Here is a 16918-nt window from a genome sequence, read left to right as displayed (position 1 = left end):
CAGCGGCGGCTGAGAGTACCCGGAGAGGGACACCCGACGGGCGTCGCGGTCAGGTCGTGGCGAAGGTGATCGGCTGGATGATCTCGATGCGGGTGCCGACGCGGTCGCAGGTCGGGAGATCGTGGTAGACCTCCCAGCGGTCGCCGGTCGGCGCAGCGTGCGTGGTGTCCAGCCAGTCGTCGACGGTGTGGTAGGTCTCGGCGAGCTGCTGGTCCGGGTCGGTGTGCCAGACAGCGAGGACCGGCCCGGCAGGGAGTTTGGACGGCTCGATCTGGTCGCTGTCGGTGACGGGCGCCGCGACGGGGAACCCGGCCTCGGCCTCGATCTCGCCGTCCGGTAGCGCGTGGTAGCGGGCGAACGGGTACCCGGCGGGGGCGATGCCGTGCAGCCGCAGGTGCTCGGCGACCGTCGCACAGGCCGAAGGGACCCAGTCCGCCAGCTGCTCAGGGTCGAGCACTGTTCGGCGGACGGCGGTCGGTTCTTCGCTGTGGAATCTGACCTGGGGCATGGTTGGGGTCACCAGCATTCAATGTACGCCCAACCGGGCCGTTGTTTCAGCGGGCGGCCAGCACCGCCACCGACTGGCGGGCGATCTCCCATTCCTCGTTCGTGGGAATGACCAACACCTTCACCGGGCTCTCGTCGGTGGAGACGACCGGGCCGGACGGGTCGGCGTTGCGGATCGGGTCCAGGTGGATGCCGAGTCCCTCGAGTCCGGCGACCGCGGCGGCGCGCGCCTCGGCCGAGTGCTGCCCGACACCCGCGGTGAACACGACCGCGTCGACGGTCCCGAGGACGGCGTAGTACGCGCCGATGTACTTCTTCAGCCGGTAGCAGTAGAGGTCGAACGCCAGCTTCGCGCGCTCGTCGCCGTTCGCGCGCAACCGCAGTACCTCACGGAAGTCGTTCGCGCCGGTCAGGCCCTTGAGCCCGGACTCCGAGTTCAGCGAGCGGTCCGTCTCCTCGGCGGTCCGGCCCGCGACCCGGGCGAGATGGCCGTGGATCGCCGGATCGACATCACCCGAGCGGGTCCCCATCACGAGACCCTCCAACGGCGTGAACCCCATCGACGTGTCGACCGACTGCCCGCCGCGCACCGCGGCCGCGGAGCAACCGTTCCCGAGGTGCAGCACGATCATGTTGACGTCGCCGGGATCGCGGCCGAGTACGCGCGCCGCCTGCTCCGACACGAACGCGTGCGACGTTCCGTGGAACCCGTAGCGCCGGATGCCGTAGTCGTCGAGCCAGGACGACGGTACGGCGTAGGTGTAGGCGTACGGCGGCAGCGTCTGGTGGAACGCGGTGTCGAAGACCGCGACGTGCGGGAGGTCCGGGAACAGCCGGCGCGCCACCTCGATCCCCTCGAGGTTCGCCGGATTGTGCAACGGCGCGAGCGGGATCAGGTCCTTCACTGCGGCGATCAGGTCGTCGTCCACGAGCGCCGGCGCCGCGAACCGGTCACCACCATGGACGACGCGATGCCCGACTGCCACGATCTCGATCTCGGACAGCGAAGGACCGTACTTGTCGAAGACTTGGACCGCGGCCTCGAGCGCCGCCTCGTGATCGGGAACGCGCTGATCGTCCTCGTGCCCGTTGTGCACGTGGTGACTCCGGTCCTCGCCGATCCGCTCGACCAGCCCGGTCGCCGCCGCCTCGCCTGTCGCCGCGTCGACCAGGCTGTACTTCAGCGATGAAGACCCGGCGTTGATCACCAGCACGTGTTCGGTCATCGCGTTTCACCCTGCTGTGCCTGGATCGCGGTGATCGCGACCGTATTGATGATGTCGCGGACCGTCGCTCCGCGGGACAGGTCGTTCACCGGTTTCCGCAGGCCCTGCAGCACCGGCCCGACCGCGACCGCGTTCGCCGAGCGCTGTACGGCTTTGTAGGTGTTGTTGCCGGTGTTCAGGTCCGGAAATACGAAGACCGTCGCCTTTCCGGCCACGGGGGAGTCCGGCAGCTTCGTCCGCGCCACGGCCGCGTCGATCGCGGCGTCGTACTGGATCGGCCCTTCGACCGGCAGTTCCGGCGCGCGTTCCCGGACGATGGTCGTTGCCTTGGACACCTTTTCGACGTCGGTACCGGTACCGGACGAGCCGGTCGAGTACGACAGCATCGCGACCCGTGGCTCGACCCCGAACGCGGCGGCGGTCGCGGCGGACGAGATCGCGATGTCCGCGAGCTGTTCCGCGTTCGGGTCGGGGTTCACCGCGCAGTCGCCGTACACCAGGACCTGGTTCTCCAGGCACATGAAGAACACCGACGAGACCACGGACACGTCCGGTACGGTCTTCACCACCTCGAGCGCCGGGCGGATCGTGTGCGCGGTGGTGTGCACGGAGCCGGAGACCATCCCGTCCGCGAGCCCGAGCTGGACCATCATCGTGCCGAAGTACGAGACGTCCCGGACCAGCTCGCGGGCGCGGTCGAGGTCGACGCCGCGGTGCTGCCGCAGCCGGTGGTACTCGGCGGCGAACCGCTCGGCCAGCTCGCTGTGCTCGGGATCTACGACGGTTGCCGCGCTCACGTCGACGCCGAGCGTCGCGGCCTTCTGGCTGATCGTGGTCGGGTCGCCGAGCAGGGTCAGGTCGGCGACGCCGCGCCGCAGGAGGACGTCGGCGGCGCGGAGGATGCGCTCCTCCTCGCCTTCGGGCAGAACGATGTGGCGGCGGTCCGAGACGGCGCGGTCGACGAGCCGGTGCTCGAACATGAGCGGGGTGACCGCGCTGCTCCGCGCCAGCGCGAGCTGGTCGAGGAGCGCCGGGCCGTCGACGTACTGGTCGAAGAGCGCGAGCGCGGTGTCGATCTTGCGCGGAGCGTCCTTGGTGAGGCGGCCGCGGACCGCTGTGAGTTTGGTGGAGGTGGCCTGGGTGCCGAGGCCGGTCTCGATCAGCGGGAGGGTGACACCGAGGCCCTCGATCAGGCGCTGGACCTGGTTCGGGAGCTCGAAACCGCCGTTGAGGATGATCGCGGCGATCTGCGGGAAGGTGCGGGAGGCGTGGGCCATCACGACGCCCAGCACGACCTCGGGGCGGTCGCCGGCGGTGACGACCGCGGCGCCGTCGAAGAGCCGGTCGAGGACGTTCGGCATCGTCATGCCGGCGATCATCAGGCCGGTGACCTCGCGGTTCAGCAACTGCGGATCACCGCTCAGCAGACGCCCGCCGATCGGCGCGAGGAGGTCCGCGACCAGCGGCTGATTCAGCACCGGCTCCTCAGGAATCGCGAACGCCGGCGCCCCGATCCCCTCGAGCGCCGCAACCAGCGCCGCCCCCGCGGCCCGATCCCCGCCACCGCCTACCGCGCCGGTCTCGGTCGGGTCGGAGCCGACGCGGTTCACGATCACCGCGAACAACGAACCGTGGTTGGCGGCCAGTTCGGCGGCCGCCATGTCGGCGATCGCCCGGACGTCGTGCGGAGTCCTGTTGAACCCGTTCAGCACCAGCAGCACCGGCGCGCCGAGATTCGCCGCGATCTTCGCGTTGAACGAGAACTCGGTCGGCGTACCGACATCGGTGTAGTCGCTCCCGACGATCACCACCGCGTCGGCCTTCTCCGCCACCGCGTGGTAGCGCTGCACGATCGTGTCCAGCGCCGCATCCGGGTCCTCGTGGACGGCGTCGTACGTTACGCCCACCCCGTCGGCGTACGACTGCTCGACGGCGTCCTGCGAGATCAGCAGATCGAGGACGTAGTCCCGCCCGCCGTGCGTGGCGGTATCGGCCCGGACGATCGGCCGGAAGACCGCGACCCGCCCGACCCGCCGCGACAGCTGTTGGAGCACCCCCAGAGCCACCGTCGACTTCCCGGTAGTCCCCTCGACAGAAGCAACGTAGACACTGCTACCCATACCCCGAACCCTACGGAACCGCGGGCCGGGTCAGAGCGTGCAGGTGCGCGATCATCGTGTCCACGGCGATCCGCAGCGGGGCCGGATCACGGTTCACCTGACTCAGCAACAGCCCACCTTGTACGGCGGCCAGCATCGCGACCGCGAGCTCGCCCGGATCGGCGTCAGCAGCCAACTCGCCGCGCGCCTGCATGTCCGCCAGCCCGGCACGGATCAGCTCCTGCCACTGCGCGAACGCCCCCGCGAGCTGAACACGCGCGACCGGATCGCTCTCGGACAGGTCACTCGCCAGCGATCCGAGCGGACACCCGCCGATGCACCGCATCTCGGTCAGCGTCCCGATCATCAGATCGCGCCAGTTGCCGAGCGCGTCGATCGAGTCGAGCCGATCCAGCGGCCCCTGATGGATGTCGAGCGTCCGCGTCGTCTGGTGGTCGATGACGGCCGACACCAGCGCGTCCTTGCCGGGGAAGTAGTGGTACAGCTGCGACGGGCTGACCCCGGCGGCGGCCTGGATGTCCTCGATCGTGGTCCGCGTGACGCCCTGCTCGAGCATCAGCTGTGCCGCGGCCGCCACGATCCGGTCCCGGGTCGCCTGCCCCTTTTTCGTCAGCGCCTTCGTCATACCGCCACCGTACTGATTTTGGAGTTGATACTCCAATTTCGTCGGCGAACTATCGGAGTACTGACTCCGACCAGAGGATGGAAACCGATATGACGCAGGACTTCGCCGGCCGGACCGCACTCGTGACCGGCGGCAACAGCGGCATTGGTCGCGCGGTCGCCGAGCAGCTCGCGGCCCGCGGCGCGCACGTGGTGATCAGCGGCCGGGACGCCGACCGCGGCAAGCAGGTGGTCGAGGGCATCCGATCAGCGGGCGGTACGGCGGACTTCGTGGCCGCCGAGCTGGCCGACCTGACGAGCGTGCGCGCGCTGGCCAAGCAGGCAATCGACCTGGGCGGCGGCCATGTCGACGTACTGGTCAACAACGCCGGGATCTTCCCGTTCGGGCCGACGGCGGACTTCGCCGACACCGACTTCGACGCCGTGTACGCCGTGAACGTGCGGGCACCGTTCTACCTGGTCGCCGAGCTCGCTCCGCTGATGGCGGCGCGGGGAGCGGGGGCGATCGTGAACGTGACGACGATGGTCGCGTACTTCGGGATGGCGGGCATGGCGGCGTACGGCTCGAGCAAGGCGGCCGTGGAGCTGCTGACCCGCGCCTGGGCCGCCGAGTTCGGGCCGTCCGGGGTCCGGGTGAACGCGGTCAGCCCCGGCCCGACCCGGACCGAGGGTACGGCGGTGATGGGGGACAACCTGGACAATCTCGCCGGTACGACGCCACTCCAGCGCGTCAGCACCCCGGAAGAAGTTGCCGCCGGCATCGTCTTCCTGGCCTCCGACGCGGCGTCGATGGTGCACGGCGCCACCCTCCCGGTCGACGGCGGCCGGCTGGCGGTCTGAACGATCACGGGCGCGTCCCCGCCGGAAACCGGCGGGGACGGGCAAGCTCACTCCGGGCGGCGTCCCCGCCGGAAAACCGGCGGGGACGGGTGACTTCACTCCGGGCGCGGCGTGAAGACGGCGAACTGGTTGCCGGACGGGTCGCGCAGGTAGGCGAAGTCCGGCGTACCGCCGCCGTTGCCGATGCGCTTGTTCACCACTGTCCCGCCGAGCTGCTCGGCGTCCGCGCAGGTCGCCTCGACGTCGGCGACCAGGATGTAGAAGACGGCGTGGTTCGGCAGCTCGCCGTGAGTGGCGAACAGGCCGCCCATCGGCTGCGGTGCGCCGGACGCGGTGATGTTGCGGTAGTCGAGGCCGCCGGACGTCAGGCTTCCGGACGACTCGAACGACCAGTCGAACAGGCTGCCGTAGAACTTCTCGGCGGCGTCGGGGTTGTCGGTCGCGACCTCGAACCAGGCGAGCGTGCCGGGTGCGGGAGTACTCATGGAACTTCTCCTTCAACTCGAACGGGGCTTGTGCGAACCACGCTGTCAGCGGTTCGCGACAGCCCTATGTCGGAGTTGGAAAAAGATCCTCGGGACGCAGCGCCGCGGCCGGCAGCTTGGTCTCGTACCCGTCGACCTTCAGGTCGCCGGTGGCCTGCGGGCGCTGCGGCAGCGTCGCGGTCGGCTCGGCCTTGCTGATCCGGTCCATCCGGAACACCCGGTCCTCCTCGCGGAGGTGACACCAGGCGGTCAGGTACGAGCCGTTGGGGCCGACGACGACGTGCTGCGGCTCGATCTCGCGGAGCGTCTCGATCCCGCCGACATCGGTGTACTGGATCCGCAGCACCTGGTTGTCGCGGACCGCACGCCAGATCCGCTCGGCGACCTCGCCGTCCGGGTCGGGCACCGGCCGGACGAGCAGCCGGACCTTGGCGGCCGCGGTCCGCGCCTCGTCGAGGTCCCGTTGCGGCATCGCGGCGACGATCTTCTGCAGCGCGGTCCGCGAGTCCCGTGCGAACAGCACATGGTCGCTGCGGCTGAGGGCCACCGCGACCGCCATCGCCTCCCGCGGCGTGAAGTTCAACGGCGGGAGGCTCATCGCGCGGTCCACGGAGTAACCACCGGTGCGCCCCTGCTTGGTCGCCAGCGGTACGCCGGCCTGTCCGAGCGCGCTCAGGTCCCGCTCGATGGTCCGCACGCTCACCTCGAAACGCGCCGCCAACTGCCGCGCCGTACGCCCACGGGGTCCGGCCGCCCGCAACTCCTCCGCGAGCGCATACAACCGATCGATCCGGTTCATGCCTCGCACGCTAGCCACCGGCACCGACAATTAGTCCTCGGCGAGCGCGATGATGATGCCCTGCGGGCCGCGCAGGTAGCAGAAGTACTTCGAGGGCGTGTACTCCTCGATCGTCCCGACCAGTTCGCCGCCGTGCGCCTTCAGCCGCTCGGCGGTGTCGCGGACGTCGTCGACGGCGAACATCAGGTTCCGGATCCCCAGCGTGTTCGGCGGCGCCGACGGCTCGGCGGTGGTCGCGAGCGGCTTGCGGTACGTCGTGAGCTCGAGCTGCCCGTGTCCGTCCGGGGTGCGCAGGAACGAGATGTCCGCAACCACCCCGGGCAGCCCGGACACGCCCTCGACCCACGGCCCGGAGACCGTGGTCTCACCGACGAGCTCCATCCCGAGCTCGAGGAAGAACGCCTTCGCCGCCGCGAGGTCCTCGACCACGACGCCGATGTGATCCAGCCGCTTGATCGCCATTGTGTGATTCTCCTCCGGTAGTGGTTCGTTGCCCGGAGGACGGAGCCGCGACGGCGTTCTCTACATCGCTTATTGCGGTAGTTCGGAACCCGTGCGTTCGGCGAGCATGTAGGCGGCGTACCAGGCCGGCCAGTTCTCGTCGGCCTGGCCGGTGCGGGCCTCGTGTTCGCCGTGGGCGGTGGCGGCGCGGCGGAGGGCGGCTTCCAGGTCGTCGACCGAGGCGTACGTCGCGTCGTCGACGCGGCCCGGGAGGCGCTTGGTGACCTCCTGCAGCAGCCAGGTGTTGCCGTCGGGGTCGCTGAACGTCGCGAACGAGCCGTAGCTGGAGCGGTCGTCCGCGGGCCCTGCGATCCGGCTGCTCGTGTCGCCGGCCTCGAACTGGGCGCCCGGCGCGCTCGGGTGGAACACGTCGGTGACCTTCGCACCGGCTTCGAGCAGCTCGGAACGGGCGGCCTCGACGTCGTCGACGACCAGGTAGAGGCCCTGCGCCGTACCCGGCTCCGCGGTGGTGATGCTGGTACCGAACTGGACCGAAGCGGGGGAGCCCGGCGGGGTGAACTGGACGACCCGGAAACCGTTGTCGAACGCGAAGTCCGCGTCCAGGCGCCAGCCGAGGCCGGTGTAGAACTCCTTCGACCGGTCGGCGTCGGCCACCGGGATGACAACGGCTTCGAACTTCAGGTCGGTGCTCATGACTTCCTCCAGGGAGCTGTGTGTTTCGCTGCTCCCAATCTGCCGCTGATGCACGCCCGTGACACCAGTGGGAATCCCTGGTTCCCACCCTGGCCAGCCGTAGACTGCGGTCGCGTGGACCACGAGTTCGTGCTGATAGCCGGTGCCGGGCTTGCGATCATGATCGCGGCGTCGGTGTTCGCCCGGCGTACCGGCGTGGCCGCACCGCTGCTGCTGGTCGCGCTCGGGATCGGGGCCAGTTACCTGCCGAGTACGCCGGCCATCCACATCGAGCCCGACATCATCCTCGCGGGCGTGCTGCCGCCGCTGCTCTACACGTCCGCGGTGAAGTTGCCGGTGATCGACGTACGGCGGAACTTCGGGCTGATCTCGTGGCTGTCCGTGGTGATGGTGATCGTGTCCGCGCTGGTGATCGGGGCGCTGGTACACGCGGTGTTCCCGAGCATCTCGTTCGCGCTGGCGGTCGCACTCGGCGCCGTGGTCAGTCCGACGGACGCGGTCGCGGCGACGGCGATCGGGCATCGGGTCGGGTTACCGCCGCGGCTGATGACGGTGCTCGAAGGTGAAAGTCTCGTCAACGACGCGTCGGCGCTCGTCGTACTGCGTACCGCGTTGGCTGCGCTGGCCGTGACCACCCACTTCAGCCTCGGGCACACCGTGCTCGACTTCGTCTGGGCGGTCGTCGGCGCGATCCTCATCGGTGGCGTGGTCGGGTACCTGACCGTACTGCTGCGGCAGCGGCTCGACGACCCGGTGCTGAACACGACGATCTCGTTCGCGGTGCCGTTCCTCGCGTACTTCCCGGCGGAGGAGGCGCACGCGTGCGGCGTACTCGCGGTCGTGATCGCCGGGTTGCTGACCGGGGCGCTCGGGAATCGGCGGTTCAGCGCGCGTGATCGGCAGACGCAGTCGACCACGTGGACGACGATCAGCTTCATCCTCGAGAGCGGCGTCTTCCTGGCGATGGGGTACGAGCTGCCCGAGCTCGTGAACGACGCTCGTACGGAGACCTCGTTCGGCGAGCTGGCGGGACTGGTACTGCTCGTGGTCGGGCTGCTGATCGGGCTGCGGTTCCTCGGGTTGGCGTGGCCGGCGCTGCAGAGTCACTTCGGTCCGGCTGATCGGCTCGAGCAGGTACAGGCCCAGCTGGACGAGTTCGAAGAGCGCCTGGAGGCGATGGAGCCGTCGAGCCAACGCGAGGAGAACCGGGTCGCGTGGGCGCGCAAACGGCTGGCCCGCAGCCGTGCCGACGCGGACTTCGAGGAACGGGAGCCGATCACGGGCCGCGGTCTGCTCGTCCTCGCGTGGGCCGGCATGCGCGGCGTCGTCACGGTCGCCGCGGCTCAGACCATCCCAGCCGGTACGCCGCACCGCGCAACCGTCGTACTCGCGGCCTTCGTCGTCGCGCTGTTCACGCTGGTGGCGTTCGGGATCTCGTTGCCCGCGGTGATCGCGAAGATGAACTTCGCCGCGGAAACCGCCGAGGACAGACGCGACTCCGTCCAGGAGTTGATGCGTCAGATCGGCTCCGCCGCGATCGACGCGCTAGGGCCGCTCGAGGACCAGACGATCGACGGCGAACCCCTGGACCCCGAGGTGGTGCACTCGTTGAAGGACCGCATCGTCCCGCGCCTGATCTCCGGCAGCCAGCAACTCCGCCCCGCCAAGCCGGACACCCGAGACCAGATGGCCACCATCCAACGCCGCTACCTCGAGGCCATGCGCGAAGCCCTCAACACCGAACGCAGCGTGGGCGCCTACAGCTCGGACACCTACCGCCAGGTCCAGTCCTTCCTCGACACCCTCGAACAACGGTTCATGACCGCCTGACCTGCTCGAGGGCCTACTGTCCTGAAATGGTGAGCGAGCCGCGGGTGCTGGTCGTCGGAGGTTGTGGTCGTCGGTGGCGGGATCCGGCGGTCCGAGGAGCAGTCCGGGTTGTTCGAGATGATCATCAACCTGATCCGCCGGTACGCGCCGGGCGCCGCGATCGCGTTCAACCGGACGCCGGACGACACCTACAACGCGGCGGCGCGCTGGCTCAGCGAAGGTCCAGGCGCATGAGAATGCGCGGGTGCCCGGCCAGCGTCGACGTGGTGTCGGCCGCCTTACGGAAACCCGCGCTCTCGAAGTTCTTCCGGATCCCGGCGTACGCCATCGTCAGATCGACCTTGCTGTCACCGTTGTCCAACGGATAGGCCTCGACCACGGGCGCCCCGTTCGCCCGCGCGAACTCGACGGCGCCCGCGATCAACGCGTGCGAGATCCCCTGCCCACGATGCCCCGGCCGCACCCGGATGCACCACAGCGACCACACCGGCAGCTCGTCGAGGTGCGGAATCTTCCGGTTCCGGGCAAACGTCGTCGAGGCCCGCGGCGCCACCGCCGCCCATCCCACCGGCGTCTCCCCGTCGTACGCCAACACCCCAGGCGCCGGCTTCGCCGCACACAACCCAGCCACATACTCCGCCCGAGCAGCCCCCCGCAACGAATTGTTCACCTTCGACGGAACGCGATAACTCAAACAAAAACACACCGTCGAGGTCGGCGATTTCGGCCCGATCACGAGCCGAACATCCTCGAACACCTCCGCCGCCCGCACCTCGATCATGCCGGAACCGTAGTACAGGGTCAGTGTTGGACGTTGTACTGGAGTTTTTGGATGCCGTTGGGGTAGGTCTCGCTGGAGGTGAGGGTGAGTTGCTGCTTGTCGCGGTCGGCTTCGCTGAAGAGGCGTTTGCCGGCGCCGAGGAGGACCGGGAAGACCAGGAGGTTGTACTGGTCGATCAGGCCGGCGTCGGACAGGTTGCGGTTCAGCGTGGCGCTGCCGTTGACGATGATCGGGCCGCCTTCGGTCTCCTTCAGGGCGGCGACGTCGTCGAGGGAGCGGAGGATGTGGATCTCGTTCCAGTTCGTCACCAGGTCGCTCTCCTGGAGCGTGGTCGAGACGACGTACTTCGGCATCGCCAGGTAGCCCGGGAACTCAGGCATCGTCGGCCACACCGGCGCGAACGCCTCGTAGCTGACCCGGCCGAGCAGTAGCGCGGTGGCCTCCTCCTGCTCCTCGCCCTTCATCGCGTACGCCGCCGGCTCGAACGGGATGTCCTTGAAGGTCCAGCCGGCGTTCCGGTACTCCTGCTCGCCGCCCGGCCCCTCCACGACGCCGTCGAGCGAGATGAACGCGGTGGTGATCAACTTACGCATGTCGTGCTGCTCCTTCGTAGGTGTGCTCTTGCCCGTGCGTCGACCAGGCCGTCGCGGAATAGACAACCCGAGAATGTGACCCCAGTCACATCGCCTCGATGATCCAGACGGCGGAGTCGAACAGGATCCCATCGCCGGTGTCATGGGCTGCGAGGGTCTCCCGCAACGCCTCCTGCCCGCGGTCGGCAGCCGCCGGGTCGAGCTCGGCCAGGAGCTTCTGCGGCTCATGAAGCTGAAGGACGTTGTCGTACGCCGTCTGTACGTCGGGGCCGTAATACACCGGCTCCCGCAGTTCCGTGAACGTCGGCTCGGCGAACCCCGCGGCCGTGAGAATGCCTCGCGCCCGGCTGCGATCACCCAGCGAGAACGGCGAGTCGTCGCGGAACGCCCCGCCGAGTGCCGCCGGGATCACCCGCGCCCACTCGTTCTCGACCCGCGGCTGCCACACCATCAGCACGATCCGTCCGCAAGCCCGCCGCAGGTTCGAGAAAGCCGCCACCGGATCCGCGAAGAACATCACCCCGAAGCGGCTGATGCCTACGTCGAACCGCTCGAACTCGTACGTCGCGGCGTCGGCGAGCAGGTAGCTGACATTGGCGAGACGCGGCGCCTGCGCGAGCCTGTTCTCCGAGATGTCCACACCCAGGACAACCCCGGGCGCCGCGTCCAGCGCCGCATCCCGGGTCGTTTGCCCACTCCCACACCCGATGTCGAGCACCCGATCGCCCGCCCGCACCCCACAGGCAGCACGAAACCGCGGCTGATAGAACCGCATTTCGGCCTCGTAGTCGAACATCGGCTCAGCCTAGGGCCTTCGCGTGCCACAGCCACGTAGCGTGAAGGTATGACCACCTGGACACCTGACGAACTCCGCACGCTGGACCGGATCGACGAGATTCGGGTTGCCGGGCGCCGGCAGGACGGATCGTTGCGGACCTTGACCATCGTGTGGCACGTCGTTGTCGACGGACGGCTGTACGTGCGGTCGGTCCGCGGCGCGGAAGGCGGCTGGTACAAGGGAGTCGTGCGCCACCATGAGGGCGCGATCTCGTGGGACGGCGAGACCCGCGACGTGACGTTCGTCCCGGACGACACCGCCGACGACGAGATCGACGCCGCGTACTTCACCAAGTACGGCAACGGCTCGTCCACCCGCGCGATCACCAACGCCACGGCGAAGCCCACCACCCTCCGGGTCGAGCCCCGCTAGTCAGCCAAACCTGAGCCGGTTGCCGTCCGGGTCCTGCTCCGTGCCGGTGCGGGCGACGGCGAGACCGAGGTGGTCGATCGGGTCAGCTGCTGCGGGCAACAGTTTGACCGCGTCCGCGCCCAGTCGGAACGTGTCGTCGGCGACCTGTTCCATGCCGAGGTGGGTGCCGTAGAACTGGGTCGCGGCGTCGAGGTTCGCTGCTGCGACTCCGACGTACGAGAGCGCCTGCACCGGGCCGGTCGTGATCGGCGCGACCCGGAACTCTTCGGACCGCTGCAGGAGCTCGACGCGGACGCCGTTCGGGTCGGACAGGAACGCGAGCCGCCCCTGCCCGCTGCCGGCCACGCGTGGTGACGACAGCTCGCCGTACCCGAGCGCCATCAGCCGTGCCCAGTCACCGTCCAGGTCGTCGGTCATGAACCCGACATGGTTCAGCCCGTACGTCGCCTGCGGGTCTTCGTGGTGGAGCAACTCGATGAGACCGGTCGCGAGCTGGAGGTGCACCCGGCTGACCCGCGCGCCCGGCATGAACAACCGGTCGACGACCTCCGCGCCGAGCGCACTGTAGAACGCCAGGCTCGCCTCGAGATCGCGCACCCGGCCGCCGACGTGGTTCAGCTCGTAGATCATGGGCCAACCCTAGCAAGCGCTTTCCCGAGTGCGCGGGGCGCCGTTGATGTTCCGGTCGCGGGATTGCCGGGCACTATTGGGCGCATGGAGTCGATGCTGTTCGAGAGCCGGGACCTGGGGGAGACCGAGGAGTTCCTGAACCGGGCCTATACGAAGATGCAGATCGGTGGCGGGTCTTCGACGGTGCGGACCCGGATCGCGCGTGCTGCGGCCGGCTCGATCAGTGTGGACCGGCTCGAGATCGGGTTCGAGATGAGCTACGACGCCGATCCGCTCGGCAAGCTCTGTCTCTGTGAGGTGTACACCGGCAGCGTCGAGGACCACGCCACGGACGGCTGGGAGGACGCGTTCCGGCCGGGCGACCTGGTCTCGTTCGCGCCTCCGGACCGGCCGTACTCCGGGAAGGTCTGCCGCTCGTCGTACACGATCACGATGTTCGACCCCGCGCTGCTGACCAAGGTCGCCGGCGTCAGCCGGAAGCAGGATGCACCGGTCCGGCTGCTCGGGCACCGGCCGCAGTCGCGGCACGCCGCCCAGCACCTGTCACGGACGATCGCCTATCTCGGCGACCAGGTGCTGCGCAACCCGTTGGTGAAGGAGTCGCCGCTGGTGCTCGCCTCCGCCTCGCACCTGCTCGCCGCGAGTGTGCTGGCGACCTTCCCGAACACCACGATGACCGAGCCCGAGGGTCGTGCGGCGCATCCCGGAACGGTCCAGCGCGCCCTCGCGTACATGGAGTCCCACCTCGACCAGCCGATCGGCGTCGCCGACATCGCGGCCGCGGCGGGTGTCACCGTACGCGCGCTGCAGGCGGCGTTCCGGCGGCACCTCGACTCCACGCCGTTGGACCACCTCCGCCGCCTCCGGCTGGCCGAGGTACGTGCGGAGCTGCTGGCCGCCGACCCGACCGAGACGACCGTCGCGGCGATCGCGGCCCGGTGGGGCTTCCACCACCACGGCCGGATGACCGCCGCGTACCGAGATCTGTACGGCGAGCTACCGAGTACGACGCTGAACAGCTAGGGCAGCTTCCGGGTGTCGATGAGCTGCTGCGCGACGTCCCGCAGTTTGGTGTTGGTGTCCTGCGAGTACCTCCGCAGGACGGCGAACGCCCGGTCGGCGTCGATGCCGAAGCGTTCCATCAGGATGCCCATCGCCTGACCGACCAGCTTCCGGGCGTCGACCGCCTGGGCCAGCGAGGCCTCGTGCCGCGCCGACGCGAGGGCGACCGACGCATGCCTGGCCAGAATGTGCGCGACCGCCTCGTCGTCGGGGCCGAACGCGTCGGCGTCGGGGCTGTACAGACCGAGCACGCCGACCGTACGCCGGGGGACCGGCCCGGCGGTGAGCGGTACGTCGAGGACGCTGCGGACCCCGAGAGCCGCGACCTTCCCGGCCCACACCGGCCACCGGGTCTCGGCGGCGGTGTCCCGGATCAGCACCGGCGTCTGCTCGCGCATCGCCGTGACCAGCGGACCGTCCTCGTTGCTGATCTGCAGCTCGTAGATGTCCGCGACCACCGGATCGGTGACCGCGGCGACCTCCAGGCGGGCGCCCCGCGCGGCGAACGCGACCCCGGCGTACGTGCAGTTGAGGGCCTGCAGCGCGAACTCGACCACCGCGTCGACGGTCTCCTCGACGCCCGGGGCGTCGTGCAGCTCGATGGCGAGCCGCGCGAACGTGTCCGCGGTGCCATCGGTGGTCGGGTCGATGAACGACATGCAGGTCTCCTGGCGTGCCGGCGTCGGCGCCCCCTCCGGACTCCCCGGCCGCCGTGGATACATCATGCGGTGTGGCGGCCCGGTTCCGCTCCAATTGGCCGGGTCGGCGGCAGAATTTTCGCTCTTCGGACAGGCGTGGTTCGTCGTACGGCTAAGTTGGAGGAGTGCAGGTGGCGAAGCATTGGGGTTGGGTCGCGGTCGGCGTACTGTGCGTCGGTTTCTGGGCTGCCTGTTCGGACAAGAACACCGCCGGGAAACCAGTAACCAGCTCAACGCCCACAGTGACGAAGCCCAGCGCCACCACGACGGCCGTGAAGCCCTGGTACGACGACTACGACCCGGCGCACTTCGCGACCGACGTACGGCGCTACGCCAAGCAGGCAGGGATCAACCCACAGTTGCTGATGGCAATCTTGTACGCCGAGTCGTACAAGCCGCACGACCCGAAGTTCGAGCGGCAGTGGGCCGAGGTGGACTCGGATCCGGCGTTCGGGATCGCGAACATGCACAAGGCCGCGTTCGACGACACCAAACGCGGCCGGGACTTCGCGAAGCGGAAGTGGGAGGAGCTGCCGGACAACCCGGCACTCGCCATCGAGGCCGCCGCCTGGCACCTGCACGACCTCGCGAAGCGGCTGCCCGCGAAGCGCGCCGGGCTCTACACCAAGGACGAATTGCTTGCCCTCGGCTACAACGCGGGCGGCGGCAACATGCGGATCTTCGCCCGCGGCCGCAAAGCCGGCCCGCAGGCGCAGTCCTACCTGGACCGCATCCACAAGTACTGGGCCGACTCGGCCGAAGCCCTGCAGAACTGACCAAGCCGACGAGGAGAACCGTGACCTTTCCAGCCCCCGCCCTGGCCGTGGCCGACTGGCGCCGCCAGGTCTTCGAGCTGTACCGCGCCATCCGCACCGAGCCCGACCCGGCGCAAGCCCACGCCTATTGGCAAGCCGCCCGCAACAACTTGCTGATGAACCACCCAGCTTCTCCGGTCCCGGACGAGCAGCGCGAGACCTACCCTGGAGCGCCGGTCGCCCCCTACGACCCGCAGTACCGCTTCGAAACCACCATCGATACCGACGTGAAACCGGACAACTGGGAGTTCGAGTCGGCGACGGACGGCACGATTCCCTTCTCTCGCGTAGGCACCTTGCACCTGCCGATCGGCGACCTCGACGTCTGGTGGCTCGAGTCGTACGGCGGCGGCCTGTTCGTGCCCGTCAAGGACACCAGCAGGCAGACGTACGGCGGCGGCCGCTACCTGATCGACACCGTCAAAGGCGCCGACCTGGGCAGCGACCTGGCCGGCGGCTGGTTCGTCGTCGACCTGAACTTCGCCTACAACCCGTCCTGCGCCTACAGCCCCGAGTGGACCTGCCCGCTCGCCCCGGCGACCAACAGCCTCGGCGTCGAGCTGCCGGTCGGCGAACTGACGTCAGCTTCCGCCGACGCCTAGCGCGGTCAGCAGCACCAGGACGACGGTCACCACCGCGAACAGGCCGTGGCCGCCGACGACCGCGATCGGGAAGTGCCGCTCGGCCGGGGGATCCGCAGCGGCCGTGGCCCGATTGCGGTACGTCGGCAGCCAGCGCGCGAGCATGGTGAACCCGAGCAACGCCACCGGTACGAGCAGCACGAAGGCGATCCAGGCCAGCGTCTCGCTGTCGGTGATCACGTAGATGATCCAGAGCACCAGCCCGATCGCGGCGAGCGCGAAGTGCCCGAAGATCAGCCCCGGCGGAAAGCGGCTCGTGCTGGGTTTGCGCGGCCCGCCGCGGCTGATCCAGGTGTAGAGCAGATAGAAGCCCCCGAGCGCGGTGATCACCCAGGTGATCAGTGCGGCGATGTCCATGTCAGCTCCCTGTCAGCTCCAGGTCGGTTCATGTCAGCTACTCGGTTCGAAACCCTCGGCCTGGTCGTGCTCTTCGGCGACCCGGACGCCGTACCGGAACGCCAGCTTGCCCCCGAGGTAGCCCGAGACGAGCAGGGCTACCAAGCTGACGCCCGACAGGAGGATCGGCCCGATCCCGACCTGGTCGGCCTCGCCGCCGCGCCACAGCACGTTCCCGGCGTACGCCACGGTGATCGCGACGTTCAGGCTCAGGTGGATCAGGCCGGTGCGGAAGGCCGGCGTACCGCTCGGCAGCGTGAAGAAGTCGAGCAGTCCGACGCTCGCGGCCACCAACGCGCCGGCGATGCCGATCACGATCAGCCAGGTCGAGGACCGGACCAGGTACGACGCGTCCGGCGCCGCCCGGGACCCGATGTCGAAGACGAAGCTCGCCACCCAGGCGCCGATCGGGATCGTGACCAGGACCGGGTGGAACGGGTGACCGTACGGTCCGGTCAGCATCGCGCTCACCGGGTGCTTCGCTGCCGTCTGCCGTTCGGACATCG

General features: G+C 69.1%; 22 protein-coding genes. 7 read left to right on the top strand and 15 right to left on the bottom strand.

What is annotated here, in order from left to right; genetic code table 11:
* Positions 1-49: 49 nt before the first annotated feature.
* Genes FB475_RS31335 through FB475_RS31320 form a run of 4 tightly spaced genes read right to left on the bottom strand, consistent with a single transcriptional unit; the run spans position 50 to position 4478 of the window.
* Positions 50-508 (bottom strand): GyrI-like domain-containing protein, encoded by a 459-nt coding sequence (locus FB475_RS31335; RefSeq protein WP_141861074.1) that lies wholly within the window; start codon positions 506-508, stop codon positions 50-52.
* A 46-nt stretch (positions 509-554) separates the two neighbouring features.
* The gene (locus FB475_RS31330) at positions 555-1733 is read right to left on the bottom strand and encodes an acetate/propionate family kinase (protein WP_141861072.1); all 1179 of its coding nucleotides are present in this window, start codon (positions 1731-1733) and stop codon (positions 555-557) included.
* On the bottom strand, positions 1730-3853 hold the full coding sequence (gene pta, locus FB475_RS31325) for a phosphate acetyltransferase (RefSeq protein WP_141861070.1): 2124 nt from the start codon (positions 3851-3853) through the stop codon (positions 1730-1732). Before pta ends, FB475_RS31330 begins: the two co-directional genes overlap by 4 nt.
* A 10-nt stretch (positions 3854-3863) precedes the next feature.
* The gene (locus FB475_RS31320; RefSeq protein ID WP_141861068.1) at positions 3864-4478 is read right to left on the bottom strand and encodes a TetR/AcrR family transcriptional regulator; all 615 of its coding nucleotides are present in this window, start codon (positions 4476-4478) and stop codon (positions 3864-3866) included.
* Positions 4479-4567: 89 nt separating this feature from the next.
* On the opposite strand from FB475_RS31320, the gene FB475_RS31315 reads away from it, so the two are divergent.
* Positions 4568-5317 carry an SDR family NAD(P)-dependent oxidoreductase gene (locus FB475_RS31315; protein WP_141861066.1) on the top strand — a complete coding sequence of 250 codons (750 nt, stop codon included), beginning with the start codon at positions 4568-4570 and terminating at the stop codon, positions 5315-5317.
* 95 nt (positions 5318-5412) lie between these two features.
* Here FB475_RS31315 and FB475_RS31310 read toward each other — a convergent pair whose 3' ends face one another.
* The 4 genes from FB475_RS31310 to FB475_RS31295 form a co-directional block, all read right to left on the bottom strand.
* On the bottom strand, positions 5413-5802 hold the full coding sequence (locus tag FB475_RS31310) for a VOC family protein (protein WP_141861064.1): 390 nt from the start codon (positions 5800-5802) through the stop codon (positions 5413-5415).
* A gap of 64 nt (positions 5803-5866) precedes the next feature.
* Complete coding sequence (locus FB475_RS31305) at positions 5867-6601, bottom strand: helix-turn-helix transcriptional regulator (protein WP_141861063.1); 735 nt, start codon at positions 6599-6601, stop codon at positions 5867-5869.
* A gap of 30 nt (positions 6602-6631) precedes the next feature.
* Positions 6632-7063 (bottom strand): VOC family protein, encoded by a 432-nt coding sequence (locus FB475_RS31300; protein ID WP_141861061.1) that lies wholly within the window; start codon positions 7061-7063, stop codon positions 6632-6634.
* Positions 7064-7132: 69 nt separating this feature from the next.
* Positions 7133-7756, bottom strand: coding sequence for a VOC family protein (locus FB475_RS31295; RefSeq protein ID WP_141861059.1), 624 nt, complete (start codon positions 7754-7756; stop codon positions 7133-7135).
* Positions 7757-7870: 114 nt separating this feature from the next.
* Here FB475_RS31295 and FB475_RS31290 point away from each other — a divergent pair, with 114 nt between their 5' ends.
* Entirely contained in the window at positions 7871-9586 is a 1716-nt protein-coding gene (locus FB475_RS31290; protein WP_141861057.1) for a cation:proton antiporter, read from the top strand.
* A 63-nt stretch (positions 9587-9649) separates the two neighbouring features.
* Positions 9650-9820, top strand: a complete 171-nt coding sequence (locus FB475_RS37010; protein ID WP_185759511.1) for a hypothetical protein — start codon at positions 9650-9652, stop codon at positions 9818-9820.
* On the opposite strand, the gene FB475_RS31285 is transcribed toward FB475_RS37010, so the two are convergent.
* The 3 genes from FB475_RS31285 to FB475_RS31275 all read right to left on the bottom strand — a co-directional run bounded on the left by FB475_RS31285 (position 9798) and on the right by FB475_RS31275 (position 11756).
* Complete coding sequence (locus FB475_RS31285) at positions 9798-10367, bottom strand: GNAT family N-acetyltransferase (protein WP_141861055.1); 570 nt, start codon at positions 10365-10367, stop codon at positions 9798-9800. The genes FB475_RS37010 and FB475_RS31285 overlap by 23 nt on opposite strands.
* Before the next feature lie 20 nt (positions 10368-10387).
* Entirely contained in the window at positions 10388-10960 is a 573-nt protein-coding gene (locus FB475_RS31280; protein WP_141861053.1) for a dihydrofolate reductase family protein, read from the bottom strand.
* Positions 10961-11045: 85 nt separating this feature from the next.
* Complete coding sequence (locus FB475_RS31275; protein ID WP_141861051.1) at positions 11046-11756, bottom strand: class I SAM-dependent methyltransferase; 711 nt, start codon at positions 11754-11756, stop codon at positions 11046-11048.
* A gap of 48 nt (positions 11757-11804) precedes the next feature.
* Between FB475_RS31275 and FB475_RS31270 the strand changes: the two genes are divergently transcribed.
* Positions 11805-12170, top strand: a complete 366-nt coding sequence (locus tag FB475_RS31270; RefSeq protein ID WP_141861049.1) for a DUF2255 family protein — start codon at positions 11805-11807, stop codon at positions 12168-12170.
* On the opposite strand, the gene FB475_RS31265 is transcribed toward FB475_RS31270, so the two are convergent.
* Entirely contained in the window at positions 12171-12800 is a 630-nt protein-coding gene (locus tag FB475_RS31265) for a VOC family protein (protein ID WP_141861047.1), read from the bottom strand. It lies immediately after the preceding gene.
* A gap of 84 nt (positions 12801-12884) precedes the next feature.
* Here FB475_RS31265 and FB475_RS31260 point away from each other — a divergent pair, with 84 nt between their 5' ends.
* On the top strand, positions 12885-13823 hold the full coding sequence (locus tag FB475_RS31260) for an AraC family transcriptional regulator (protein WP_141861046.1): 939 nt from the start codon (positions 12885-12887) through the stop codon (positions 13821-13823).
* Here the strand turns inward: FB475_RS31260 and FB475_RS31255 are convergent.
* Complete coding sequence (locus FB475_RS31255) at positions 13820-14521, bottom strand: GAF and ANTAR domain-containing protein (RefSeq protein ID WP_141861044.1); 702 nt, start codon at positions 14519-14521, stop codon at positions 13820-13822. The genes FB475_RS31260 and FB475_RS31255 overlap by 4 nt on opposite strands.
* A gap of 170 nt (positions 14522-14691) precedes the next feature.
* Here FB475_RS31255 and FB475_RS31250 point away from each other — a divergent pair, with 170 nt between their 5' ends.
* Together FB475_RS31250 and FB475_RS31245 are read left to right on the top strand one after the other, a co-directional pair.
* Positions 14692-15336 carry a transglycosylase SLT domain-containing protein gene (locus FB475_RS31250; RefSeq protein ID WP_202878618.1) on the top strand — a complete coding sequence of 215 codons (645 nt, stop codon included), beginning with the start codon at positions 14692-14694 and terminating at the stop codon, positions 15334-15336.
* 20 nt (positions 15337-15356) lie between these two features.
* Entirely contained in the window at positions 15357-15977 is a 621-nt protein-coding gene (locus tag FB475_RS31245) for a DUF1684 domain-containing protein (protein ID WP_202878617.1), read from the top strand.
* Here the strand turns inward: FB475_RS31245 and FB475_RS31240 are convergent.
* Both FB475_RS31240 and FB475_RS31235 read right to left on the bottom strand, forming a co-directional pair.
* Positions 15957-16373: a hypothetical protein gene (locus FB475_RS31240; protein WP_141861042.1), complete on the bottom strand. Its 417-nt coding sequence runs from the start codon at positions 16371-16373 to the stop codon at positions 15957-15959. The genes FB475_RS31245 and FB475_RS31240 overlap by 21 nt on opposite strands.
* Positions 16374-16406: 33 nt before the next feature.
* Positions 16407-16916 (bottom strand): DUF2231 domain-containing protein, encoded by a 510-nt coding sequence (locus FB475_RS31235; protein ID WP_141861041.1) that lies wholly within the window; start codon positions 16914-16916, stop codon positions 16407-16409.
* Between the last annotated feature and the right edge of the window lie 2 nt (positions 16917-16918).

Source organism: Kribbella jejuensis (genome assembly GCF_006715085.1).
GTDB lineage: Bacteria > Actinomycetota > Actinomycetes > Propionibacteriales > Kribbellaceae > Kribbella > Kribbella jejuensis.
The sequence above is the reverse complement of the archived record's forward strand: the minus strand, read 5'-3'. Positions and strand labels throughout refer to the sequence as shown.